Here is a 24,301-nt window from a genome sequence, read left to right as displayed (position 1 = left end):
GGAGGGGAAGGGTGTCAATCATTCGGGATGCGGTTGCGCAGCAGCAGCGCACGCGCCACCAGGCCGATCAGCAGCACGAACACGGTCAGCACCAGCGCACCGGCCCAGGCCAGCTGTTGCCAGCTCTCGTAGGGGCTGGCGGCGTACTGGTACATGACCGTGGGCACGCTGGCCATCGGCTGCATGATGTTGCTGTTCCAGTACAGGTTGCCGAACGCGGTGAACAGCAGCGGCGCGGTCTCGCCGCTGATCCGCGCCAGCGCCAGCAGGATGCCGGTCACGATGCCCGCCGACGCGCTGCGGTAGAGGACCTGCACGGTGACCTTCCACTGCGGGACGCCGAGCGACAGCGCCGCCTCGCGCATCTGCGTCGGCACCAGCCGCAGCATCTCGTCGGTGGTTCGCAGCACCACCGGCAGCACGATGAAGGCGAGCGCGACGGCACCGGCGAAGGCCGAGAAATTGCCGCCGCTGCGCATCACCAGCAAGGTGTACACGAACAGGCCGAGCACGATCGATGGTGCCGACATCAGGATGTCGTTGATGAAGCGCACGGTGCCCGCGATGCGGCTGCGGCTGCCGTACTCGGCCAGCCACGTGCCCGCGGCGACGCCCAGCGGCGCGCCGATCAGGATCGCCAGCCCGCACATCACGGCCGAGCCGAACAGCGCATTGCGCAGGCCGCCTTCGGCCATCGGCGGCGGCGTGTCCTGGGTGAACAGCTGCCAGTTCACGCCGGCGATGCCCTTGCTGACCAGCGTCCACAGGATCCAGGCCAGGAACACCAGCCCGAGCACGGCCGCAACGCAGGACAGCACCATCGCCGCCGCACTGGTGATGCGCCGGCGCAGGTACAGGCTGTCGGCGGCCCGCTGTCGATCGACCACGGCCGACATCAGTTGCCCTCCCTGCGTGCGAGCCGCGACAGCATCGTGCGTGCCAGCGCGAGCACGATGAAGGTCACGATGAACAACACGAAGCCGAGCAGCAGCAGCGCGGAGCGGTAGGTGTCGGTGGCTTCGCCGAAGTCGTTGGCGATCAGCGCGGCGATGGTGGTGCCGGGCTCAAGCAGCGACGGCGTCAGGCGCACGCTGTTGCCGACCACGAACGCGACCGCCATGGTCTCGCCCAGTGCGCGCCCCAGGCCGAGGAAGATGCCGCCGATCACCGCCGAGCGTGTGTAGGGCAGCACCACGTCCCAGCAGACCTCCCATTTCGTCGAGCCCAATGCATAGGCCGACTCCTTCAGCCGCGTTGGCACGGTCAGGAACACCTCGCGCATCACCGAAGAGATGAAGGGGATGACCATGATCGACAGCACCAGGCCGGCGGTGAGCAGGCCGATGCCCAGCGGCGGGCCCTGGAACAGCGCGCCGACCAGTGGCAGGGTGCCGACGTGGTCGTTGAGCCACGGGGTGACGTGTTCGGTCATCACCGGGACGAACACGAACAGGCCCCACATGCCGTAGATGATCGACGGAATGCCCGCCAGCAGCTCGATCGCTGTGCCGACCGGTCCACGCAGCCAGCGCGGCGCGACCTCGGTCAGGAACACCGCGATGCCGAAGCTCACCGGCACCGCCACCAGCATGGCGATGATCGCGGTGACCACCGTGCCGTAGATCGGCGCGAGCGCACCGTAGCGGTTCTCGACCGGATTCCACTCGGACGACAGGAAGAACGACAGTCCCTGCGATTGCAGGGCGTCACGGCCCCCCCAGAGCATCGCCAGCGCGGCGGTGGCGAGTGACAGCACCACGAAGACCACGGTGGCCACCAGCGCGTAGCGGAACCAGCGGTCGGCGCGCGCATCGCGCATGTCACGCGTGCGCGGGACGGTGTCGGGGAGTGTGCTGGCGCTCATCTGGGTCCCTGGCGTGCGAGGACGCCCGCCGCGGATGCGGCGGGCGCTGGCGTCACTTGTACTCGGCGGCCCAGTACGCCTCGATCTGCTGCACCAGCTCCGGCGGCAGCGGCACGTAGTGCAGGTCGGCGGCCTGCGCCTGGCCATTCTCGAGCGCCCACTTGAAGAAGGCCAGAGCGGCCTTGCTGCGCGCCGGATCCTTCGGCTGCTTGGGCATCAGCATGAAGTTGGTGGCGGTGATCGGCCAGGACTCGGCGCCGGGCGCGTCGGTGATCACCAGGTTGAAGTCGGTGGCGCCGGCCCAGTCGGCGGTACGCGCCGCGGCGGCGAAGCTGTCGGCGCTCGGTGTCACGAAGTTGCCGGCGGCGTTCTGCAGCGAGGCGTACGGCATGGTGTTCTGCAGCGCGTAGGCCAGCTCCACGTAACCGATCGAGCCCTTGATCTGCTGCACATACGAGGCCACGCCTTCGTTGCCCTTGCCACCGACGCCCAGCGGCCAGGACACCGAGGTGCCTTCGCCAACCTTCGCCTTCCACGCCGGGCTGACCTTGGACAGGTAGTTGGTGAAATTGAAGCTGGTGCCGGAGCCGTCGGAGCGGTGCACGATGCTGATCTTGCCCGCAGGCAGGCCCAGGCCGGGGTTCAGCGCGGTGATCGCCGGATCGTTCCAGGTCGAGACCGTGCCGAGGAAGATGTCGGCGAGCAGCGGGCCGCTGAGCTTCAGCGCACCCGGCGCCAGGCCTTCGATGTTCACCACCGGCACGACGCCGCCGATCGCGGACGGGAACTGGCCGAGGCCTGCCTCCGCCAACTCGGCGCTGCTCAGCGGCTTGTCGCTCGAGCCGAAATCGACGGTGCCGGCCTTGACCTGCGCGATGCCGCCGCCGGAGCCGATCGACTGGTAGTTCACCTGGCTGCCGGTGGCGGCGTTGTAATCGGCCGACCAGCGCGAAATCAGGGGATAGATGAACGAGGCGCCGGCGCCGGACACCTGCGTGGCGACCGCGTCGCCGGCGCTGTCGGCAGATCCCGAAGCCGCGTTGGATGCAGTGGCCGGTGCGTCGGCGGAGGGCTGGCAGGCGGCGGCAAACAGCGCGACGGCGAGCGCCAGCGAGGCAGTGCGGAGCGTGGGCAGGGACATGGTGGGGTTTCCATAGGGAAGGAACGCCTTGCGGCGTACGGCCATTGGATGATGTTTTTATGACGCCTTCATGACAGCTGCCGCGCGGTTGCGTGGTCCAGCAGAAGGTTCTTCTACCAGTACCGGGGGAAGGGTTTCGAAAAAGCGGTGCCTGGCTCTTGGCTTTGCCCTGGGTTGCGGAGCCCCGTGGCGGCCTCTGCGCCGGCTACCGGCGCCCGACGCAAAAAAAGGGCCCGCAACGGGCCCTGGAATGCGAAGCATGAGGAGGAGAGAGGAGGGCAGCTTCTGATGGTTCCGGCCGTGGCAGGCATTCAAGCCTGTCGCAGTGACCCGCACATGTCGCAGCGGTGACAGGTGGATGACAGCGCGGGCAAGCGACCGACGCCGTCAATAGCTGCGGCATTGGCGGAAGCGCACCGGTGCCGCGTGCCCGGCGGGTGGTGTCAGCTGGACACGCGACGCGGCCAACGCCGGATAGCGCTCGATCAGCGGACAGACCGCGGCGAAGGCGTCATGGTCGGTATCGACCGCGGCCAGGAACACCTCCATGGTGGAAGGCGACGACCAGATCACGCGGTCGACCATCGGCAACGTGGACACCGCACTGGCCACGTCGCGGCGCTGCTGCTCGAGCGCGGCGTCGTCGGGATAGCGTTCGGGCGCGGGCGGCGGCGGAGCAGCTGAAACTGGCGCCGCGCCGGCGGGGGCTGCCTGTGTCAGGGGTGCAGGCCCCGGCCGGGCATCGGCATCGCCACGCGATGCCGAAAGCGCGGTGAACAGCGCCACGCCCGCCAGCAGCGCCAGCAGCCAGGCCGCCAGCGTGCGCTGGCGCGCGCGCGTGGCCGCGGCGGCGCGCAGTTGCCCGAGCAGCGGCGCGGGCACCAGGGCGCGGAGTTCGGGCCAAAGGGTGGCGCCGTCGAGCAGTTCGATCTGCGCGCGGCGCGCCGGCGCGCGCGCGTCGGCGGCAAAGCGCCCCTGGGTGACCAGCAGGCCGCCCGCGGCGTCCTGCACGCGCATGGCGGCGGCCAGTTCGTCCACGTCACGCCGGCCGAGTACGAATGCGCGGCCGTGCTTGCAGGCCAGCAGGTGATGCACGCCTTCGCATTCGAGGGTGAAGTCGCCATCGCCGGAGGGCGCCTCGCGGTCGACCACGCGGGTGAAGCCACGCAGCGCGAGTGCATCGAGCACGAGCGTGATGAAGCTCCGCCACGACATCTCCGACAGCGCCTCGATGCCGCCCGCCGCCTCGTCGCGGCGCTGCAGCACGCCCCGGATGACGAACGTGGCCGCCGCACCCACGGCAAGCGCCGCGGCGATCGCTACCAGCCAATGCATTGCTGCGCCCACGCGTGCTCTCCTGTCCAGGGCGTGAAGGATAGTCGCAAAGGCCGCGCCGACGGCCGGCGCATGGGCCGGGTCAGGCGAAGCGCTCGTCCAGCACGCGGCGGATCTCGGATTCGATCGTCCCGCGCATTGCCGACATCAGGAATCCGAGCTTGGCGCTGAGGTGCAGTTCGCTGGGCAGCAGTGCGATATGGCCGTCGATGCCGCTGCGCGAGAAATGCAGGGTGTCGCCCTCCCAGACGCACTCGGCGCCAAAACGGTCGGCGAGCTTGTCGGCGACCTGCTGAACTGCGTCGCGCGCCTCGGCAGGTGGAAGGGAATGCGCGTGGCGGATGTCGATGCCGGACATGGGATCCAACCTCTCTGCGTGGCCGGCCATTCTGCGGGCGCGCCGGCAGCGTTCCAAGCCTTTCCGCATGCTAGATTGCCTGCCGCATGGATACGCTCAGGCTTCGATTCGCGGGCAACGACGTCGATCTCCCGCTCACGGGGGGCGTGCACGGCATTGGCCGCATTGCGGATGGCAGCGGCGCGCTGGGCCCGGTGGCCGCCTCGCCGGCTGTCGCATTCTGCGTCGACCGTCGTGGCGTATGGCTCACGGTCCCTCCCGAAACCCGTGGCGTGCACGTCAACGGCCGCCCCGTGCGGCGCATGGCGATGCTGCGCGTGGGCGACGCGATCTTCGTCGACGGCACCGAGATGCGGCTGGTCGCGGCGCAGCCACCGCGGCAGCCGGACGCCGGTTTCGAAGACAGCGGCACGGAGCCCGGGGATGCGCGCGTGGTGCTGCGCGGCGTCGGCGGCCAGTACCACGGCCGCAGCTTCACGCTGGAGCGGCCGCGCCTGGTGGGGCGTGCCGCCGAAGCCGATATCCGTATCGATGAACCGGCCTTCGCCGAGCGCCATGCACGCCTGGAGATCCACCGCGGCGAAGTGGTGCTGCGCGACCTGGGCTCCGCCGAAGGCAGCGTGGTGAACGGCGAGGCGGTCCGCGACGCCGTGCTGCAGGCCGGTGACCAGGTGGTGTTCGACGCCCACCACCGGTTCGTGGTCGAGGCCCCGGCCGCCGCGCGCACCGCGCGTGCCGTCGAGCCCGAGGATTCCGGCTTGCCTGCCGCGGCGGACCCGTCCCGGCGGGGCAGCGGTGGCATGCGGCTGCCGTGGCTGCTGGTCGCCGCACTCGTGCTGGCGGGATTGCTCGCGTTGCTACTGCTGTTTGGCGCCGGCTGACCCGGTTGCCGCAGGCCGCGCCGCGCCCGTGCGTGCGGCGCGCCGCCACACGCGCCAGCCAAGCAGCACCACGAGGATGCCGGCATACAGCGCCGGTTCGCGGACGTCGGATTTCACGATCCACCAGAAATGCAGCACCGCCAGTACCGCGATCGCGTACACCGCGCGGTGCAACCGGGTCCATCGCCTCCCGAGCCTGCGCATCCAGCCGCGGGTCGATGTCACCGCCAGCGGCACCAGCAGCAACCACGCGGCGAAGCCGACGGTAATGTAGGGGCGCTTGGCGATCTCCTCGAACACCAGCGCCCAGTAACCGCGCAGGTCGAGCACCAGGTAGGCAGCGAAGTGCAGCGTGGCGTAGGCGAACGCGTACAGGCCGAGCATGCGGCGGAAGCGCAGCACCACCGCCTGGCCGCTGAGCGCACGCAACGGTGAGATCGCGAGCGTGACCAGCAGCAGGCGCAGCGCCCACAATCCCAGTTCGTGTTCGATCGCGGCCACCGGCTCCGCGCCGAGGGCGTCGATGTCGGCCCCGGTGTACACCTGCCACACCTGCCAGCCCAGCCACCCGAGCGGCGCCAGCGCCAGCGCGTGGACGGCCGCCTTGGCCGCGGCGACCCGGTTCAGTACCAGCGCTCCAGGTCCAGGCCGGCGTACATCGAGGCGACCTGTTCGGCATAGCCGTTGAACGGGAGGGTAGGGATGCGCCCGGCGAACAGGCGGTTGGCGGTGCCGGCGATGCGCCGCTCGGTCTTCTGGCTCCAGCGCGGGTGGTCGACGGCGGGATTGACGTTGGCGAAGAACCCGTATTCCCGCGGCTGCATGTCGTTCCAGGCCGTGCGCGGGCGGGTGCGGGTGAACTCGATGGCGACGATCGACTTGATGCCCTTGAAGCCGTATTTCCATGGCACCACCAGCCGCAGCGGCGCGCCGTTCTGCTGCGGCAGCGGCTTGCCGTACATCCCGGTGACGAGCAGGGTCAGCGGGTGCATGGCCTCGTCCAGGCGCAGCCCCTCGCGGTAGGGCCAGTCGATGATGCGGCTGCGGACGCCCGGCATCTGCCGCGGGTCGGCGAGCGAGGTGAAGGCGACGTACTTCGCGGCGGCCGTTGGCTGCAGCCGCCTCAGCACCGCGCCAAGCGGGACGCCCAGCCACGGGATCACCATCGACCAGCCTTCCACGCAGCGCATGCGGTAGACGCGTTCTTCCGGAACCAGCCCGGCCAGCAGGCCATCGATGGCCAGGGTGCCGGGCTTCGCGCATTCGCCGGAGACCGCGATGTTCCAGGGCGAGGTCACCAGCGTCTTCGCCGCGCGCGACGGATCGGCCTTGCCGCTGCCGAACTCGTAGAAGTTGTTGTAGCTGGTCGCGTCCTCGTAGCGCGTCTGCTCCTCGGCGGTGCGCAGGCCGGCGGCCAGCGATGCCGCGGACGGTGCGGGGCCTGCCACGGGGGCTGGCGGTTCGCCGCCACGGCAGCCAGCCGCCACCAGGGCGGGTGCCACCGCCAGGGTCTTCAGCAGGCGCCTGCGGTCGCGGTAGACCGCCTCGTCGGTGATTTCATCGCTCGCGATGGTCGGGATGTCGCGGTGGCGCATGCTTCGGGTCTCCATCCGGCCGCTGCTGTTGCGCTGCGGCATACTGCGGTCCAAACCCCAACGCTGCGCCGATGGCGCGCGCAAATCAAGGAACCTGCCATGTCCCGCGCCTACAACTTCAGCCCCGGTCCAGCCGCCATTCCGGAGAGCGTGCTGCGCCAGGCGCAGCAGGACATGCTGGAGTGGGGCGATGCGGGGGCGTCGATCGTCGAGATCAGCCACCGCGGCCCCGAGTTCATGGCGGTGGCCGCGACGGCCGAGGCCGACCTGCGCACGCTGCTCGCCATTCCGGACGATTATGCGGTGCTGTTCCTGCCCGGCGGCGCCACCACCCAGCAGGCGCTGCTGCCCTTGAACTTCGCGTCGCCCGGGCAGCGCGCGGACTACGTGTTGACCGGGCACTGGGGCAAGACCGCGACGCGCCAGGCCGGCATGTACGTCGACCTCAACGTGGCCGCGAGCAGCGAGGCCGGTGGCTTCCGCGACATCCCGCCGGCGGGCGAATGGCGCCTGTCGCCGGATGCCGCCTATGTGCATGTCACCGCCAACGAGACCATCCATGGCGTGGAGTTCCGACCCGCGGTCGCCGGGGGGCATGCCTTCCCGGACACGGGCGACGTGCCGCTGTTCGCCGATTTCAGCTCCAGCATCGCCTCGGAGCCGCTCGACATCTCGCGCTTCGGTGCGATCTACGCGGGTGCGCAGAAGAACCTCGGGCCGGTCGGCATCGCGGTGGTGATCGTGCGCCGCGATCTCCTCGAGCGCGCCGGCCAGCCGCGCGCGGACATCTTCGACTACCGCCTGCAACTGGCGGCCGACTCGATGCTCAACACGCCGCCCACCTGGAACTGGTACCTCGCCGGACTGGTGTTCCGCTGGATGCTGGACGAAGGCGGCGTGACGGAGTTCGCGCGCCGCAACGCCGAGAAGGCGCGACTGCTGTACGCGGCGATCGACGGCTCCGGCGGCTTCTACCGCAACGAGGTCGCGACCGCGGTGCGCTCGCGGATGAACGTGCCGTTCTTCCTGGCCGACGACGCGCACGATGCCGCGTTCCTGGAAGGTGCGCGCGAAGCCGGGCTCATCGGCCTCAAGGGCCATCGCGTGCTCGGCGGCATGCGCGCCTCGATCTACAACGCCATGCCGGTGGCGGGCGTGGCGGCGCTGGTCGACTACATGCAGGCGTTCCAGCAGCGCCATGGCTGAATCGACACCGGGCAAAGGTCGCAGGAAGGCCGGCAAGAAGGTCGCAGGATCACCACCGCAGGCCGCGGCCACCGCGGCTCCGACGCGTGTCGCCGTCACGGCAGCGGCCAAGTCAAGGCCCGACCTGGCCACCGTGCGCGGGCAGATCGACGGCATCGACCGCGAGATCCAGGCGCTGATCGCCGAGCGTGCCCTGTTCGCGCGCCAGGTCGGGCGCGCCAAGGGCAAGCTGGCCGCGGCGGTCGAGTACTACCGGCCCGAACGCGAAGCCCAGGTGCTGCGCCGCGTGGTGGACCGCAACGACGGCCCGCTGGCTGACGAGGTGCTGGTGCGCCTGTTCCGCGAGATCATGTCGGCGTGCCTGGCCCAGCAGGAGCCGCTGAAGATCGGCTACCTGGGCCCGGAGGGCACGTTCTCGCAGCAGGCCGTGCACAAGCACTTCGGACATTCCGCGCGCGGCCTGCCGCTGGCGAGCGTGGAAGAGGTGTTCGACGAGGTCGCGGCTGGCGCCGCGGATTTCGGCGTGGTGCCGGTGGAGAACTCGGGGCAGGGCACGATCCAGTCGACGCTCGACCTGTTCCCCACCTCGCCGCTGAAGATCTGCGGCGAGGTGGAGCTGCGCGTGCACCAGTACCTGCTGTCGCGCACCGGTCGAATGGAAGACGTCGAACGCATCTATTCGCACGGCCTGTCGCTGGCGCAGTGCCGCAACTGGCTGCGGCAGCACCTGCCCGGCGTCGAGGCGCACGCGGTGTCGAGCAATGCCGAAGGCGCACGCCGCGCGCGCAACGCCGATGACGCCGCGGCCATCGCCGGCGACAGCGCCGGCCACGTCTACGGCCTGAAGGCCATCGCCGGACCGATCGAGGACCGCAGCGACAACACCACGCGCTTCCTGGTGATCGGGCGCGCGTCGTTCCCGCCGTCCGGCAACGACCGCACCTCGCTGCTGGTGTCCATTCGCGACCAGCCGGGCGCGCTGTACCAAGTGCTGGAGCCGCTGGCGCGGCACGGGATCAGCATGAACCGCATCGAGTCGCGGCCCGAGCACGGCGCGCTGTGGCAGTACGCGTTCTTCATCGATGTCGGCGGCCATGTCGACGAGTCCCCGCTGAAGGACGCATTGGCGGAGGTGGATGCATTCGCCGGCGACGTGCGGGTGCTCGGCTCGTATCCGGTGGCGGTGCCGTGATGGCGCACGACGATGCCGCATGGGCGCAGGCGCGTGCGGTCGCCCCGGTGCGGGCGCTGCGCGCCTACGACCCGGGGCATGACATCGTCGCGCTGCGCGGCGCCTTTGCTCCCGGCGTCCTGCTCGAACTCGGATCCAACGAGAATCCGTACGGGCCGGGTCCGCGCGCACGCGCCGCCGCCGGCGCGGCGCTCCGCGACATCCAGCGCTATCCCGATCCGCTGGCCGGCGGGCTCAGGCGCGCGCTGGCCGCGCATCACGGCGTGGAGCCCGCGCAACTGGTGATGGGCAACGGCTCGCACGAGTTGCTGATGCAACTGGCGCAGGTGTTCGCCGGCCCAGGTGACGAGGTGCTGGTACCGGAGTACGGGTTCGCGGTGTTCGCCATCGCCGCCCACGCCGCAGGTGCCACGCTGCGCCGCGCACCGTCATTCGCGGTGGATGCCGTGATGCCGCGCGGACACGACCTGGTTGCGCTGCGCGCGGCGGTCACGCCCGCCACCCGCCTGGTCTACATCGACAACCCCAACAATCCGACCGGCACCTGGTTTGGCGCGGCGGCATTCGCGCGGTTCATGGACGCGGTCCCGGACGACGTGGTGGTGGTGCTCGACGAAGCCTATGCCGAGCTTGCCGACGCGGCGGACTTCGCCAGCGCACTGGCGCTGCTGCCGCGCCACCGCAATCTGGTCATCACCCGCACCTTCAGCAAGGCCCATGGGCTGGCCGGGCTGCGGATCGGCTACGCCATCGCGAACGTGGCCGTGGCCGCGCTGCTCGAGCGCGTGCGCGAGAGCTTCAACGTGGGGCTGGTTGCGCAGGCGGCGGCGACCGCGGCGCTCGCCGACCAGGCCTGGCTCGCCGACACGTCGCGGCGCAACAGTGAGGAGCGTGGGCGCCTGGGTACGGCGCTGCGCGCACGCGGCTTCGCCGTGGCGCCTTCGCAGGCGAATTTCCTGCTGGTCGACACCGGTGCCGCGACGGCGCGCATCGAGGCGGCACTGCTCGCGTCGGGCATCGTGCTGCGGCCGATGGCGGGTTACGGGCTTTCCGGGAGCCTGCGGATCACCGTCGGCACGGCCGCCGACAACGCGCGCCTGCTGCAGGCGCTGGACGCGCTGCCGTGAGCGCCGTGCGCGAGGACTGGGTGGCCGCGCGCGGAAGGGCGCTGTCCGGCGACACCGGGGTCCCCGGCGACAAGTCGATCTCGCACCGCGCGGTGATGCTGGCTGCGCTGGCCGACGGTGTGTCGCGCATCGACGGCTTCCTCGAGGGCGAGGACACCCGCGCCACCGCGGCGATCTTCCGCGCGATGGGCGTGCGCATCGATGCGCCATCCGAGTCCACGCGGGTCGTCCACGGCGTTGGGCTCGACGGCCTGCGCGCGCCTGCGTCGCTGCTCGACTGCGGCAACTCGGGCACCGCCATGCGGCTCCTGTCCGGCCTGCTCGCGGGGCAACCCTTCGACACCGTGCTCGGTGGCGACGCGTCGCTGTCGCGCCGGCCGATGCTGCGGGTCATGGCGCCATTGCGCGCGATGGGTGCCGCGATCGACTCAGACGACGGCGAGCGGCCGCCACTGCGCATCGCTGGCGGGCATCGCCTGCAGGGCATCCGCTTCGATTCACCGGTGGCCAGCGCGCAGGTCAAGTCCGCGGTGCTGCTGGCCGGGCTGTACGCCGAGGGTGGCACCGAGGTGCACGAGCCGCATCCGACCCGCGACTACACCGAACGCATGTTGTCGGCATTCGGCTGGCCGGTTGACTACGCGCCCGGCATGGCGCGCCTGGCTGGCGGCCATCGGCTGCGCGCGCGCGACATCGAAGTGCCGGGTGACTTCTCGTCTGCGGCCTTCCTGATCGTGGCCGCCACGCTGGTGCCGGGGTCTTCGCTCGTGCTGCGTTCGGTCGGCGTCGATCCGCGCCGCACCGGGCTGCTCGATGCGCTGCGTGCGATGGGTGCCGACATCCGTGAACGCGAGCGCCGGGCGGGGGCCTGCGGTCCGCTGGCCGACCTCGAGGTGCGGTACGCGCCGCTGCACGGCATCGCCCTGCCAGAGGCGCTGGTCGCCGACATGATCGACGAGTTCCCGGTGTTCGCCATCGCCGCCGCCTGCGCGCAGGGCACCACGCGCGTGACCGGTGCGGCCGAACTGCGCGTCAAGGAGTCCGACAGGATCCACGCCATGGCGACCGGCCTGGCCGCGCTGGGCGCCGACGTGCGGGAAACACCGGATGGCATGGTCATCGAAGGCGGCCGGCTCCGCGCCGGGCGCGTCGACAGTCTCGGCGACCACCGCATCGCAATGGCGTTCGCGGTGGCGGCACAGCGCGTGGAGGGCGAGGTCGCGATTGCCGACGTGGCCAACGTCGCCACATCGTTTCCGGGGTTCGACGCGCTGGTGCGGTCGCTCGGCTTTGCGCTGGAGCGCGCGCCGCCGATCTCCGGCTGACTGCGAACCGCGTGCGGCACCACCAGCACGCGTCACCCGGGGTGCGACCATCAGCGGTCGAGGCGGAACTCCACCGGCACTTCAACGGTGGAGGTCACGGCCTTCCCGCCGCGCATCGCCGGATCGAAACGCCACTGGCGCACCGCTGTCACGGCCGCCTGGTCGAGCGCGCGCGAGCCGCTGCGGCGCGCCACATCCACGCTGACCGGCGCACCGCTGGCATCGATGTCGGCGCTCACCAGCACCGTGCCTTCCTCGCGGGCACGGTAGGCCGTCGCCGGGTAGGTCGGCTCGACGCGCGTGACCGGCCTGGCCGCGCGGTCGGGCTGGACCCGTGGCGGCACCTTCGCCGCCGGGGCGCGGGCTGGCGTGGCCTCACGCGCGCGCTCGGCCTCCTGGCGCGCCTCATCCGCGGCGCGCTCGCGTTCCGCGGCGGCGTCCTGCGCGTCGCCGATCTCCACGGCGGGCGGGAGGGCGGGTTGTGGCGCGCTGGAGACACTGCCGCGCTGGTTGTACACGTACCAGCCGAAGGCCAGCAGGGCGAGCAGCAGCAGGATCCAGATCAGCGGGCTGGCGCTCTTGCGCGCGTACACCGCGTCGTCGCCCCCGGGCGGCGGCGGCGGCGGGGCGGGCGACGGGTTCGGATTGGACATGGCGGGTTCCTCGCAGCGTGATACGCCGAGCCTTCCACACTGCAGGTTGTGTCCGTGTGTGCGCCGCGCCTGTCAGCGGCCACTTTCGAACAGGATCGGCACGTTGACGACGCCAGCGGTTGGCGTCCCGTCGCGCATCGCCGGCCGGAAGCGCCAGCGTCGCACGGCATCGCGCGCGGCGCGATCAAGGTCGGTCGAGCCGCTGCTCGAAATCACCTCGACCTGGGCCGGCAGGCCACGGGCGTCGACATGGATGCGCAACAGCACCTCGCCGGACTGCCCGCGGCGCAGCGCGTTCGGCGGATACCTGGGGCCCGGATTCTCGATTGGCACCGGCGAACTGGCGGAAAGACCGGTCTCGGCCGGGCGGCTGTCGCCAGCAAACGTCTCTGTCCCGGGCGGGGGCTCGGGTGGGCGCGCCGGCGCCCGGGCAGCGGGTTCTTCGATCCGTGCCGCCGACTCGGGGGTTTCCGGCAGCGTCGTGTCGGCAGGGAGGCCTCCAGGCGGCGGTGCGGGCAGGGGCCGGAAGGCCGGTGACGCGGTGGCCGGTGCCTGTTCGTCTGCGCGCACGGGCGCGTCGTCGCCGCGCTGGCCAAGCCAGATCAGCAGGAACAGCGCCATGCCCACGCCGACCGCGGCGGCGACCATCCACCAGCCGCGCAGGGAGGGCAGGGGAGAAGACTTGCGGGCGCGGTCGCGCGCGGGGCCGGGTGCGGGCATCGGGAGCCGTGATCAGTGGGGTGCCGCCGATTCTGCCACGCGTGCGTGCAGCATTCGGCCGACCGACGCGTGATAATCCCGGGTCCGTCACGAATCCACAGACCTGATGCTCGATCCCAACCTCCTCCGCCAGGATCCCCGCGCGCTTGCGCAGCAATTGCGCGAAAGCCGCGGCGTCGACCTCGATGCCGACTTGCTGGAGCGGCTGGAAACCGGGCGCAAGTCACTGCAGGTGCGCACCCAGGAATTGCAGAACCTGCGCAACACGCGCAGCAAGGCGATCGGCCAGGCCAAGGCGCGCGGCGAGGATGCCGCCCCGCTGTTGGCGGAAGTCGCCGGGCTGGGCGAGGAGTTGAAGGCATCCGAAGCCGGGCTGGACCGCATCAAGGCGGAACTCGAAGCCATTGCGCTCGGCCTGCCCAACCTGCCGGACGCCAGCGTACCGGCCGGCCGCGACGAGTCGGGCAACGTTGAACAGCATCGCTGGGGCACGCCGCGCGCGTTCGACTTCGCGGTGCGCGACCACGTCGACCTCGGCACGCGCCACGGCTGGCTCGACGGCGACGCCGGTGCCCGCCTCTCGGGTGCGCGCTTCACCGTGCTGCGCGGCCAGCTGGCACGCCTGCACCGCGCGCTCTCGCAGTTCATGCTCGACCTGCACGTGGGGAGCCACGGCTACGAGGAGACCAACGTCCCGCTGCTGGTCAACGCCGAGTCCATGCGTGGCACCGGCCAGCTGCCGAAGTTCGAGGACGACCTGTTCGCGACCGTGGTCGGCGAGGGCGACGCCGCCACCCGGCGCTACCTGGTGCCGACCGCCGAGGTGCCGTTGACCAACACCGTGCGCGACACGATCGTCGAGGCCGCCGACCTGCCGCTGCGGATGGCCGCGCATTCGCTGTGCTTCCGCGCCGAGGCCGGCGCCCATGGCCGCGACACCCGCGGCATGATCCGCCAGCACCAGTTCGAGAAGGTCGAACTGGTGTCGGTCACGCGTCCCGCCGACAGCGATGCCGAACACGAACGCATGACGCGCTGCGCCGAGGTGGTGCTGGAGTCGCTGGGCCTGCCATACCGGCGCATGTTGCTGTGCAGCGGCGACATGGGCTTCTCGGCGCAGAAGACCTACGACCTCGAGGTGTGGTTGCCCTCGCAGGACACCTGGCGGGAGATCTCGTCGTGCTCCAACTGCGGAGATTTCCAGGCCCGGCGCATGCAGGCGCGCTGGCGCAACGCTGAAACCGGCAAGCCCGAGCCGGTGCATACCCTCAACGGTTCCGGCGTTGCCGTGGGCCGCGCGCTGATCGCGGTCATGGAAAACTACCAGCAGGCGGACGGCACGATCACGGTGCCGGACGCCCTGCGGCCGTACATGGGTGGCCTGGAGTTGTTGTCCTGAAAACGGGACGGTCACCGGTTATCAGGCGTCATTGTTGCAATAGAGGGCGAATCTTGGTCAAATAGCGTCCATTGTTCCGGAGGATGCGCCATGCAGGATCTGAACGATCTCTATTACTTCGCCATGGTCGTCGACCATGGCGGATTCGCGGCGGCCGAGCGTGCCCTCGGCATTCCCAAATCCAGGCTCTCGCGGCGCATCAGCCAGCTGGAAACCGAGCTCGGCGTGCGCCTGCTGCAGCGCTCCACCCGCCGCTTCGCCGTCACCGACGTCGGCCAGAGCGTCTACCGCCATGCACAGTCGATGCTGGCCGAGGCCACCGCCGCGCGCGAGGTCGTGGACCGGCTCAGCGCCGAGCCGCGCGGACTGGTGCGCGTCAGCGTGCCGGTCGGCCTTGCCCAGCAGCAGATGCCGCAGATCCTGCCGGAATTCCTAGCGCGCCATCCGCAGGTGCGGCTGCAGATGCATGTCAGCAACCGCCGCGTCGACGTGATCAACGAAGGCTTCGACGTCGCCATCCGCGTGCGCAACAAGCTCGACGACGACGGCAGCCTGGTGATGCGCAGCTTCGGACAGATCCAGGAACTGCTGGTCGCCAGCCCGACCTATCTGGATCGCGCCGGCCGCCCGACGTCGCCGGAAGAATTGAACGACCACACGACCATGACGATGGGCGAGGACGAAGTGCGCCAGCGCTGGGAGCTGCAGGGCACGTCCGGCGAGACGCGACGCATCGAACTGAAGCCGCGCGTCGCCGGATTCGATTTCCCGATGCTGATGGCGCTTGCCAAGCAGGGGCTGGGCATCACCATGCTGCCGGAGACGCTGTGCGCCGAACCGGTGCGCAACGGCGAACTGGAAGTTGTGCTGCCCGAATGGCGGCTGCCGCAGGGCATCGCGCACGTCGTGTTCGCGTCGCGCCGCGGCATGTTGCCGGCGGTACGTGTGTTCATCGATTACCTGGCCGAGAAGCTGCCGCCGCTGATCGAGTCCTCGCGCGTGGATTGCGGCTCGTGCCGCCGCGGCGAGAGCGAAGGCCACGTGCACGCCGCGCCGGCCGCCGCCGCCTGAGCCGTGTCGCCCGGCGTCGCGCATGCGACAATCCGCGCCGCGCGCGATGCGTGCCACGTGCCTGCGTTCCCGGAGAGATGGCCGAGTGGTTTAAGGCAGCGGTCTTGAAAACCGCCGAAGGGTCAAACCTTCCGTGGGTTCGAATCCCACTCTCTCCGCCACTCCAGGCCCCCTTGCGTATCCCATGAATGCGCCCTGCGTCACGGATGCGCGGCAACTTTCGGGCCTCTCCGTCTTGCGACCCCCCAAGGGCGCGGGTAGCCTCCGCCACAGGGGCAACAAGCAGGAGAGGGGACAAGGATGACCATCAGGGTCTACGTGGTGGATGACCACGCACTGGTACGCGCCGGGATGCGCATGATCCTGTCGGCTGAAGCCGACATCGAAGTGGTGGGCGAGGCGGAGAGCGGCGAAGTGGCATTGCCACAGATCCGCGCGCTGAAGCCCGATATCGTGCTGTGTGACCTGCACCTGCCCGGCGTCAGCGGGCTGGAAGTCACCGAGCGCATCGTGCGCGGCGAATACGGGCCGCGCGTGATCGTGGTGTCGGTGCTCGAGGATGGGCCAATGCCCAAGCGCATGATCGCCGCCGGTGCGGCGGGTTATGTCGGCAAGGGTGGTGATGCGGCCGAGCTGTTGCGGGCGGTCCGCGAGGTCCACAACGGGCGCCGGTTCCTGGCCAGCAACGTGGCCCACAACCTTGCGCTGTCAGGACTGGAGGGCGACGAGTCGCCGTTCGATTCGCTGTCGCCGCGCGAGACGGAGGTCGCGATGCTGCTGGTGCAGGGCCTGCGCCAGGAAGAGATCGCGCGTCGGCTGAGCCTCAGCGCGAAAACCGTCAACACCCACAAGACGCGGCTGTTCGAGAAGCTGCGCATCCACGACAACATCGCGCTTGCAAGGCTTGCCAGCCAGTACGGCATGACCGATCCCGCGCACGCCATCTGACGCGCGCGGGACGGTTGGCGATCAGGCGCCGCGTGGCGCCTGGTCGTCGTCGCCGGACGGGGTGCGGTGGCGGCGGGCCTCCAGTTCGACCTCGCCCACGCTGTCTGCCTCGGTGTCCGCGCTGGCCGAGGCCACTGCGGCGGCTTCGCCCGCATCGGCCGGATGGCCGGCCGGGATGCCCGGGTCCATGTCGGCACTGGCCGGCTGCGCCGGTTCCACCGCGTCGAACAGGCCTCGCGGCTGTGCACCGAGGGGGGTGGGGGCCGGCTCGACCGCCATGTCAGGCTGGACGATCACGTCCGGTGCCACGACGACGTCAGGTTCGACCACCGGATCGGCGGCAACCACCACGTCCGGCTCGCCAGCGACCACGGGCGCCTCGAGCACCTGCGCAGGCTCCACCACGGGCGCGTTGACAGCCTGCGCCTGCTCGGTCACGGGCGCATCCACAACCGGCGTCGGGGCGACCACGGGGGCCTCGACAACCTGTGGCGCCGGCTGCGACACCGCGGTGGCGTGTTCCCCGGACTGCGCCCGGACCGGCTCGACCACCTCCGGCGTCGACACCGCGCTGGCCTGGACTGCCTCCATCCGGGCCGGTCGCGGCTCATGCGCCTGCTCGTCCGCGCCTGCGTCGGTGTCCAGTCCGATGACGGCGGCCGCGGCGGCAGCCGCCGGGGAGGCCGGCCTGCGCTTGCGCGCCGGCTTGGCTTCGGCCTCGTCGTCCTCGAAGTCGAACTCCGGCTGCGAGCTGTCGGCCGCGGCTACGTCGCCCGCGTCCTCGGCCGACACGCCATCGTCCTGGCCGTCGGCCGCGTTGCCTTCACCACCGCCGCGGCGGCGGCGACGGCCGCCGCGACGTCCGCGACGGCGACGCGGGCCTTCGCCAGTGCCGTCGGCGCTGTCGTCATCAGCCGTGGCATCGGCGCTGTCCTGCTGCTCATCGTCGTCCTCGTCGGAGTCGCCCGCGGCCGGGGGCGCGGGACGTGGCGTGGACTGGGCGACGGGGCGCGGTTCAACGGCCTGCACGGTGGCAGTGGCGGTCGTCGAAGCGGCTTCCGGCGCGACAACCGCGGCGGCGGCCGGCAGGATCGCCTCGTCCACGACCGACAGCTGGCTGCCGACCGCCTTCGCCGCCTCCACATTCGCCGGCTCGCGGCGCTGGCGGCCCTGCTGCTGGCCACGCTCGCCTTCGCCGCGCGGCGGCCTCGGCGGACGCGGCTGCCTGGCCTGCTGCTGTTGACCACCCGTGCCGGCGGGCTGCTTCGCCGCCTGCGGCTGTGCCTGCTGCTGCGGCTTGTCCTGCTGCCTGCCGCGGCCCGACTGCTGCTCGCCGCGACGGCCATCGCGGCGGCCATCGCGGCCATCGCGTGCACCGTTCTTGCCACCACGCGCGTCGCGCTCCTGGCGCGGGCCGCGCTCGCCGCGGTCGTTGCGGCGTCCATCCTGCTGGCCGGCATCGCGGCCCTGCGGTTGTGCGACGCTGCTCGAGCCACCCATCAACGACTTCAACCAACCCATCAGCCCGCCCGACGCGGCGGCCGGCGCCGGGGCAGGCGCCGCCGCGGCCACGGGTGCGACCTCCGGCTGCACTTCGGGCGCGGCGCGCTGCTCGCGCACCGGTGCCGGATGCGCATGCTGGACATGCGTGATCGCGGCAGGCGGCGGCACGTTGAGGTTGGCCTTGGTCAGCGCGATGGTGGCGACCTTGCGCGGCGTGCCGCGGCGATAGCTCGGCTTGGCCGAGTCTTCGTCGAGCTCGTTTGCGCGCAGGCGCGTGACCTCGTAGTGCGGGGTCTGCAGCTGTTCGTCGGCGACGATCACGATCGGCGACGCGTGGCGCTGCTCGATCTCGGCCAGCGCGCTGCGCTTCTCGTTGAGCAGGTAGTTGGCGATGTCAACCGGGGCCTGCACCAGCACCTGTCCGGTGTTGTCCTTCATGGCGTGCTCTTCGGCGACGCGCACGATCGACAGCGCCAGCGACTCGATGCTGCGCATGCGGCCGTGGCCCTCGCAGCGCGGACAGACGATCTGGCTGGACTCGCCCAGGCTCGGGCGCAGGCGCTGGCGCGACATCTCCAGCAGCCCGAAGCGCGAGATGCGGCCGATCTGCACGCGCGCGCGGTCGTACTTGAGCGCGTTCTGCAGCTTGTTCTCCACGTCGCGCTGGTGCTTGCTCGACGACATGTCGATGAAGTCGATGACCACCAGGCCGCCCAGGTCGCGCAGGCGCAGCTGGCGGGCGACCTCTTCGGCCGCCTCGAGGTTGGTGTGGAACGCGGTTTCCTCGATGTCGCCGCCCTTGGTGGCGCGCGCTGAGTTCACGTCGACCGCGGTCAGGGCTTCGGTCTGGTCGATCACCAGCGCGCCGCCGGAGGGCAGGCGGATGGTGCGCTCGTAGGCGTTCTCGATCTGCGACTCGATCTGGAACCGGTTGAACAGCGGCACGTCGTCGGTGTAGTAGCGCAGCTTGCGCAGGTTGTGCGGCATCACCTGCTCGACGAATTCCTTGGCCTCCTCGAACATTTCCGGGGTGTCGACCAGGATCTCGCCGATGTCGGCGCGCATGTAGTCGCGCAGCGCACGGATGATCAGCCGCGATTCCTGGTAGATCAGGAACGGCGCGGGCTTGCTCAGCGCGGCTTCGGCCACGGCGCGCCACACGCTCAACAAGTAGTCGAGGTCCCACTGGAGCTCTTCGGCGTCACGGCCGACGCCGGCGGTGCGGATGATCACGCCCATGTCATCGGGGATCTGGAGCGCGTCCATCGCCTTTTTCAGCTCGGCGCGGTCCTCGCCCTCGATGCGGCGCGACACGCCACCGGCGGTGGGCGAGTTCGGCATCAGCACCATGTAGCGGCCGGCGAGCGAGATGAACGTGGTCAGCGCCGCGCCCTTGTTGCCGCGCTCGTCCTTGTCGACCTGCACCACGACTTCCTGGCCTTCGCGCAGGAGCTCCTTGATGCCGGCCTTGTTGTGGTCGACGCCGGAGGCGAAATAGTCGCGGGAGATTTCCTTCAGCGGCAGGAAGCCGTGGCGCTCGGCGCCGTATTCGATGAAGGCGGCTTCAAGCGAGGGCTCGATGCGGGTGATGCGGCCCTTGTAGATATTGGATTTCTTGTGCTCTTTCGACGGTTGCTCGATGTCGATGTCGTACAGGTTCTGGCCGTCGACGATGGCGACGCGCAGCTCTTCTGCCTGCGTCGCGTTGATCAGCATGCGTTTCATGGTGCGTTCCTCGCGCGCTCTCGCACGCGGAACGCCGGGGCGTTTCGCCTGGATGTGGCCTGCCGCCGGCGCGTGAGCGCCAAGGCGACCTCGGTTGCTTCCAGCGCTGCACACCACGGCGGGCCGCGGGAGCGCTTGTACTCTTGATTTTGGTTTGGGCCGGCGGCAGCGGGTGCCGATGCCATGGAGGCAGGGGCGTCCGCGCCGCTGGGACATGTTCAGCGCCGGTGCCGTGGCACCGGGCGATCACAGGAACTGCTGTCCAGCCGCTAACATGGCTGCCCCGTGGGCAGTGGCCGCGCGCTGTACGGGATCCGCGGAAGGCCGGCTTTTGGCCGGTGAACTTCCTGCGAAATCAGCACCTTATCTCGCGGCGCGAGTGTATCAGAAAAAGACTCCGGGCCGGTTGCCGCAGGCAGCCGGCTCCGCATGCAGGCAGGACTCCAGCGAATGACCGAACGCAAGCCCGATCCACCCGCCACCGGCGGCGTCCGCACGGTTCGGATCCCCGACGATCGCGACGGGCAGCGCCTGGACAACTTCCTGCTCGGGCAGCTGAAAGGCGCACCGCGCTCGCTGGTCTACAAGATCGTGCGCAGCGGCCAGGTGCGCGTGAACGGCGGGCGGGTCAAGGCCGACCGGCGCCTGGAGGCGGGCGACGAGGTGCGGATTCCGCCGGTGCGGCTGGAGGAGGCCGGCGAAAAGGGCGTGCCCGGGCGCAGCCTGCTGGACGCCATGGCCGCCAGCATCGTGTTCGAGGACGCCCGGCTGCTTGCCATCAGCAAGCCGGCGGGCATCGCCAGCCACGGCGGCAGCGGCATCAGCTTCGGCGTGATCGAAACCCTGCGCGCCCTGCGGCCGGGCGAGCCACTGGAACTGGTGCACCGCCTGGACCGCGACACCTCCGGCCTCATGGTGGTGGCCAAGAAGCGATCGGCGCTGACCGGGCTGCAGGCGCTGATGCGCGAGGACGGCGGCGCGGGGCTGCGAAAGCGCTACCTGGCGCTGCTCACCGGGCGCATGCCCGACGGCGTGATGAGCGTGGATGCCCCGCTGCACGTCGGCCTGCGCCAGGGGGGCGAGCGCCATGTCCAGGTCAACCCGGCGGGCAAGGCCTCGCTCAGCCATTTCCGCGTGCTGGAGCGGCTGGGCGGACATTCCTATTGCGAGGTGCGCATCGAGACCGGCCGCACCCACCAGATCCGCGCCCATGCGCGGCATATCGGCCATCCAGTCGCCGGCGACGACAAGTACGGCGAGCCCGAGGTCAACCGCCGCCTGCGCGACCAGGTCGGGCTGCGGCGCATGTTCCTGCATGCGGCGTCGCTGGAATTCGCGCTCGACGACGGCAAGGCGCCCTACGTGCTGAGCGCGCCACTCGACCCGGAGCTGGGCGAGGTCCTGGACCGCTTGCGCTAGTCGCTCCCGCGGCCCACGGCCCTGGCACGTCCCGGATGGATCAGCCCGCGATCGCGTCCGCGCGCGCGGCGCAGATGAAATCGTTCTCGCTCAGCCCGCCGACATCGTGGGTGGAATAGCGGAGCACGCAGCGGTCGTAATGCACGCCGAGATCCGGGTGGTGGTCCTCGCGGTTGGCCATGTGCGCCAGCGCGTTCACGAACGACATGGTCCGGTAGTAATCGGGGAAGCGGAACGTGCGCGTCAGTGCCTGGCCGTTTTCGGCCAGCGCCCAGCCGGGCAGTTCCGGCAGCAGTTCGTGGACGCGCGCTTCGCTGAGCCTGTGTTCGCTGCCCTTGCGCGGCGTGCAATGTGCCTGGGCAAGCGGGATGAGGTCGGACATGGTGTCTCCTGTGGCCGGATGTACGGCCGGCCTGAACGAAAGGTGTGGCGCCGTGCGCGCGCCCGCCGTGTATACGGCAATGGCGGGCCGGGCGGCTAGAATACGCCCATGATCCAGATCTCCGAATCCGCGCAGACCCATTTCCGCAAGCTGATCGAACGCGAAGCCGTGTCGGGCATGGGCGTACGGCTGGCCGCGATGCGGGCCGGCACACCCGATGCCGACGTCCGGCTCGAGTTTGCCGCACCCGACGAACTGCAAGGCGACGAGTGGGCGATCGACTGCCAGGGGTTCACGCTCTGGCTGGACGCGACCAGCGTGCCGTACCTCGACGGCGCCGAGATCGACTACGCCACGCTCGCCACCGGCGGCCAGCTGCAGATCCGCGCGCCCAAGATCAAGGGCCAGGAACCCGACGCCGGCGCGTCGCTGGTCGAGCGCGTGCGCTGGACCGTGGAGCACGTGGTCAACCCGCAGCTCGCCCAGCATCGCGGCCATGTCGACGTGGAGGAAGTCCGCGCCGACGGCGTGGTCCTGCTGCGTTTCGGCGGCGGCTGCCACGGCTGCGGCATGGCCGACGTGACCCTCAAGCAGGGCATCGAGAAGACGCTGATGGAGCGCGTGCCGGGGGTGACCGCTGTGCGTGACGCCACCGACCACGACACCGGCGCCGCGCCGTACATCCCGCGCGCCTCGGCCTGATCGCGCAGCCGCGCTTCGACCGCGACGGATGTTCTCCTCCGCCGAACTGATCGAAGCCCTGCGCCGGCGCATGCGGCGTTCGCTGCGTCCGCCGCCTCCGGTGGGCGAGTTCCCGCCCGGCTGGCGCGAGTGGTTCGCCGCCACGGGCACGCGCAGTCGCGGGGTGGTGGGTGCCGCGGCCGGTGATATCGCCGCAATCCTGATGGCGCGCGAGCCGCAGCTGTCGACCCGCGTGCTCGAAGTGCTGGGCCCTTGGCGTGCCTACGCCACGTTGTGGCGCCAGGGCTGGCAGCCGGCCAGCCGCGATGAACGCGGCACGCGGGTCGCGGCGATGACGCTGAGCATGCTGTTGCACCTGTTGTTCGCGCTCGCCCTCGTGTGGCTGATGCATGCGCGCTTTTTCGTGTTTCCGGCGCCGGAAGCGGCCCGCGAGGGCGAGCAGGTGATCCAGGTCGAATTCATCGGCACCGGCACGCCCGAAGATGCCGGCGGCGGCGCCGCACAGGCGATCAGCGACGATGCGCCGGCGCCTGCCGCATCGGCATCGGCCGCGCCATCGGCGGCGACGTCACGCGAGCCGCAGGTCGTTCCGCCGCCAGCGCCGCTGCCCGAGCCGGGTGAGGCGCTGGCCGAGGCGCCCGCCGTGGCGGTGGTCGCACCGGCGCCGTCCCCGCTGCAGGTCACCGAGGTCGCCGTGCCGGACAGCGTCTTCACGGTGCCGCCGCCGCGGCCCGTCGACATCGCCGCGCCCACCGTTGCACCGAGGGATGTGGTGGCGCGCGTGCGTGAAATCGATGTCGCCGAAGCCCCGCTTTCGCCGGTGCTGGCCGAAGTGCGCACGCGCCCGATCGAGGTGGCCGTGCCCCGGCCCTCGCCGCGCGGCGTGGCCGTGGTCGAGCGCGAGATCGAGGTGGCCTCGGAGACCGCCAGGATCGACACGCTCCCAGCCCGCGAATTGCCGACGATCACCACCAGGCAGCCCGCCGCGCAGGCACCGGCGGTGCGCGACCGCGGCGTTCCGATGCCGAGCGCTCGCCCGGCCGCCGCTGCACCGGCAACAACCGTGGCGACCGCCACCGCGGCCGATGCTCCCGGCAGCGCGAGGCAGCCCGCTACCGGCACCGTCGCCGGCGCGACGCGGACGCCCGCAGGCGGGCGCCCGGATGCCACGGGCAGCGGTGCGCGTGCCACCGGGTCGGCGGCGGGTGCCGGTCCAGCCGCGGACGCCAAGCCGGGCACGCTGCCGTCGCCGCGTCGCGGTGACGACCGCGGTGATTCCACGCGCAACGTCGCCGGTGGCCAGGCCGGCAGCTCGGGCCTGTTCAACGCCGACGGCAGCGCGCGCCTGCCGGGTGGCGGCCGTGTCGGTGGCGGACTGCCACCGGGCACGATCACCGAGGACTTCGCCAAGATCGACCGCAATGGCACCTGGCTGAAGCGCCCGCCGATCGGCTACGAGCCGACGTCGCTGGACCGCTACTGGGTGCCGCATGAAAGCCTGCTGGCCGAATGGGTGCGCAAGAGCGTCACCGAGGTCAGGATCCCGATCCCGGGAAGCTCCAAGTCGATCCGCTGCGTGACGGTCATGCTGGCCCTCGGCGGGGCCTGCGACATCGTCGATCCCAACATGCAGGACATCGAAGCCACCGCGCGCAAGCCACCCGACGTGCCGTTCAAGCGCGAGCTGCAGGAAGACCAGGAAAGCCTGGGTCCGGCACCGTAGCGGAAAAAAGGAAAAGCCCGCGCCAGGCGGGC

The 24,301-nt window shown here is 70.7% G+C and carries 22 protein-coding genes and 1 tRNA gene; 12 read left to right on the top strand and 11 right to left on the bottom strand.

Annotation, left to right across the window (positions count from 1 at the left end; translation table 11 throughout):
• Positions 1 to 14: 14 nt before the first annotated feature.
• The 5 genes from pstA to H5368_RS03385 form a co-directional block, all read right to left on the bottom strand.
• A complete protein-coding gene (gene pstA / locus H5368_RS03405; RefSeq protein WP_182821362.1) occupies positions 15 to 896 on the bottom strand; it encodes a phosphate ABC transporter permease PstA in 882 nt (293 codons plus the stop codon).
• Complete coding sequence (pstC, locus tag H5368_RS03400; protein WP_182821360.1) at positions 896 to 1,864, bottom strand: phosphate ABC transporter permease subunit PstC; 969 nt, start codon at positions 1,862 to 1,864, stop codon at positions 896 to 898. The genes pstA and pstC overlap by 1 nt, the downstream gene beginning before the upstream one ends.
• A gap of 52 nt (positions 1,865 to 1,916) precedes the next feature.
• A complete protein-coding gene (pstS, locus tag H5368_RS03395; protein WP_182821358.1) occupies positions 1,917 to 3,005 on the bottom strand; it encodes a phosphate ABC transporter substrate-binding protein PstS in 1,089 nt (362 codons plus the stop codon).
• Positions 3,006 to 3,392: 387 nt separating this feature from the next.
• Positions 3,393 to 4,340 carry a restriction endonuclease gene (locus H5368_RS03390; RefSeq protein ID WP_182821356.1) on the bottom strand — a complete coding sequence of 316 codons (948 nt, stop codon included), beginning with the start codon at positions 4,338 to 4,340 and terminating at the stop codon, positions 3,393 to 3,395.
• 82 nt (positions 4,341 to 4,422) lie between these two features.
• Positions 4,423 to 4,698 (bottom strand): polyhydroxyalkanoic acid system family protein, encoded by a 276-nt coding sequence (locus H5368_RS03385; RefSeq protein ID WP_182821354.1) that lies wholly within the window; start codon positions 4,696 to 4,698, stop codon positions 4,423 to 4,425.
• 86 nt (positions 4,699 to 4,784) lie between these two features.
• On the opposite strand from H5368_RS03385, the gene H5368_RS03380 reads away from it, so the two are divergent.
• On the top strand, positions 4,785 to 5,579 hold the full coding sequence (locus H5368_RS03380) for an FHA domain-containing protein (protein ID WP_182821352.1): 795 nt from the start codon (positions 4,785 to 4,787) through the stop codon (positions 5,577 to 5,579).
• Here the strand turns inward: H5368_RS03380 and H5368_RS03375 are convergent.
• Complete coding sequence (locus H5368_RS03375) at positions 5,556 to 6,212, bottom strand: protein-methionine-sulfoxide reductase heme-binding subunit MsrQ (RefSeq protein ID WP_182823714.1); 657 nt, start codon at positions 6,210 to 6,212, stop codon at positions 5,556 to 5,558. The genes H5368_RS03380 and H5368_RS03375 overlap by 24 nt on opposite strands.
• Positions 6,203 to 7,174 (bottom strand): protein-methionine-sulfoxide reductase catalytic subunit MsrP, encoded by a 972-nt coding sequence (gene msrP, locus H5368_RS03370; protein WP_182823712.1) that lies wholly within the window; start codon positions 7,172 to 7,174, stop codon positions 6,203 to 6,205. Before msrP ends, H5368_RS03375 begins: the two co-directional genes overlap by 10 nt.
• Positions 7,175 to 7,273: 99 nt before the next feature.
• Between msrP and serC the strand changes: the two genes are divergently transcribed.
• From serC to aroA, 4 genes are read left to right on the top strand one after another with little or no spacing between them, the layout of a single operon-like run.
• The gene (gene serC / locus H5368_RS03365) at positions 7,274 to 8,380 is read left to right on the top strand and encodes a 3-phosphoserine/phosphohydroxythreonine transaminase (RefSeq protein ID WP_182821350.1); all 1,107 of its coding nucleotides are present in this window, start codon (positions 7,274 to 7,276) and stop codon (positions 8,378 to 8,380) included.
• Positions 8,373 to 9,572 (top strand): prephenate dehydratase, encoded by a 1,200-nt coding sequence (gene pheA, locus H5368_RS03360; RefSeq protein ID WP_182821348.1) that lies wholly within the window; start codon positions 8,373 to 8,375, stop codon positions 9,570 to 9,572. Before serC ends, pheA begins: the two co-directional genes overlap by 8 nt.
• A complete protein-coding gene (hisC, locus tag H5368_RS03355) occupies positions 9,572 to 10,699 on the top strand; it encodes a histidinol-phosphate transaminase (protein WP_185115151.1) in 1,128 nt (375 codons plus the stop codon). The genes pheA and hisC overlap by 1 nt, the downstream gene beginning before the upstream one ends.
• Complete coding sequence (gene aroA, locus H5368_RS03350; protein ID WP_182821344.1) at positions 10,696 to 12,024, top strand: 3-phosphoshikimate 1-carboxyvinyltransferase; 1,329 nt, start codon at positions 10,696 to 10,698, stop codon at positions 12,022 to 12,024. Before hisC ends, aroA begins: the two co-directional genes overlap by 4 nt.
• A gap of 50 nt (positions 12,025 to 12,074) precedes the next feature.
• Here the strand turns inward: aroA and H5368_RS03345 are convergent, their stop codons facing one another.
• Both H5368_RS03345 and H5368_RS03340 read right to left on the bottom strand, forming a co-directional pair.
• Entirely contained in the window at positions 12,075 to 12,677 is a 603-nt protein-coding gene (locus H5368_RS03345) for an energy transducer TonB (protein WP_182821341.1), read from the bottom strand.
• Positions 12,678 to 12,749: 72 nt separating this feature from the next.
• Positions 12,750 to 13,397 (bottom strand): energy transducer TonB, encoded by a 648-nt coding sequence (locus tag H5368_RS03340; protein ID WP_182821339.1) that lies wholly within the window; start codon positions 13,395 to 13,397, stop codon positions 12,750 to 12,752.
• Positions 13,398 to 13,503: 106 nt separating this feature from the next.
• On the opposite strand from H5368_RS03340, the gene serS reads away from it, so the two are divergent.
• The 4 genes from serS to H5368_RS03320 all read left to right on the top strand — a co-directional run bounded on the left by serS (position 13,504) and on the right by H5368_RS03320 (position 16,815).
• Positions 13,504 to 14,796 (top strand): serine--tRNA ligase, encoded by a 1,293-nt coding sequence (gene serS / locus H5368_RS03335; RefSeq protein WP_182821337.1) that lies wholly within the window; start codon positions 13,504 to 13,506, stop codon positions 14,794 to 14,796.
• 90 nt (positions 14,797 to 14,886) lie between these two features.
• The gene (locus tag H5368_RS03330; RefSeq protein WP_182821335.1) at positions 14,887 to 15,867 is read left to right on the top strand and encodes a LysR substrate-binding domain-containing protein; all 981 of its coding nucleotides are present in this window, start codon (positions 14,887 to 14,889) and stop codon (positions 15,865 to 15,867) included.
• Positions 15,868 to 15,938: 71 nt separating this feature from the next.
• Positions 15,939 to 16,028 (top strand) — tRNA-Ser (locus H5368_RS03325).
• Positions 16,029 to 16,167: 139 nt separating this feature from the next.
• Positions 16,168 to 16,815, top strand: coding sequence for a response regulator (locus H5368_RS03320; RefSeq protein WP_182821333.1), 648 nt, complete (start codon positions 16,168 to 16,170; stop codon positions 16,813 to 16,815).
• Positions 16,816 to 16,836: 21 nt separating this feature from the next.
• Here H5368_RS03320 and rne read toward each other — a convergent pair whose 3' ends face one another.
• Positions 16,837 to 20,043 (bottom strand): ribonuclease E, encoded by a 3,207-nt coding sequence (gene rne, locus H5368_RS03315; protein WP_182821331.1) that lies wholly within the window; start codon positions 20,041 to 20,043, stop codon positions 16,837 to 16,839.
• A gap of 450 nt (positions 20,044 to 20,493) precedes the next feature.
• Here rne and H5368_RS03310 point away from each other — a divergent pair, with 450 nt between their 5' ends.
• Complete coding sequence (locus H5368_RS03310; RefSeq protein WP_182821329.1) at positions 20,494 to 21,462, top strand: RluA family pseudouridine synthase; 969 nt, start codon at positions 20,494 to 20,496, stop codon at positions 21,460 to 21,462.
• Between the two features lie 40 nt (positions 21,463 to 21,502).
• On the opposite strand, the gene H5368_RS03305 is transcribed toward H5368_RS03310, so the two are convergent.
• Positions 21,503 to 21,844, bottom strand: a complete 342-nt coding sequence (locus tag H5368_RS03305; RefSeq protein ID WP_182821327.1) for a 4a-hydroxytetrahydrobiopterin dehydratase — start codon at positions 21,842 to 21,844, stop codon at positions 21,503 to 21,505.
• A gap of 108 nt (positions 21,845 to 21,952) precedes the next feature.
• Between H5368_RS03305 and H5368_RS03300 the strand changes: the two genes are divergently transcribed.
• On the top strand, positions 21,953 to 22,546 hold the full coding sequence (locus tag H5368_RS03300; RefSeq protein ID WP_182821325.1) for an NfuA family Fe-S biogenesis protein: 594 nt from the start codon (positions 21,953 to 21,955) through the stop codon (positions 22,544 to 22,546).
• A gap of 28 nt (positions 22,547 to 22,574) precedes the next feature.
• Complete coding sequence (locus tag H5368_RS03295) at positions 22,575 to 24,269, top strand: hypothetical protein (protein ID WP_182821323.1); 1,695 nt, start codon at positions 22,575 to 22,577, stop codon at positions 24,267 to 24,269.
• The last annotated feature ends 32 nt before the right edge of the window (positions 24,270 to 24,301 follow it).

This window comes from Luteimonas sp. MC1782, from assembly GCF_014164605.1.
In the GTDB taxonomy this organism is placed as follows: Bacteria; Pseudomonadota; Gammaproteobacteria; order Xanthomonadales; family Xanthomonadaceae; genus Luteimonas.
Note: the sequence above shows the minus strand (reverse complement) of the source record. Positions and strands in the feature narration are given on the sequence as shown.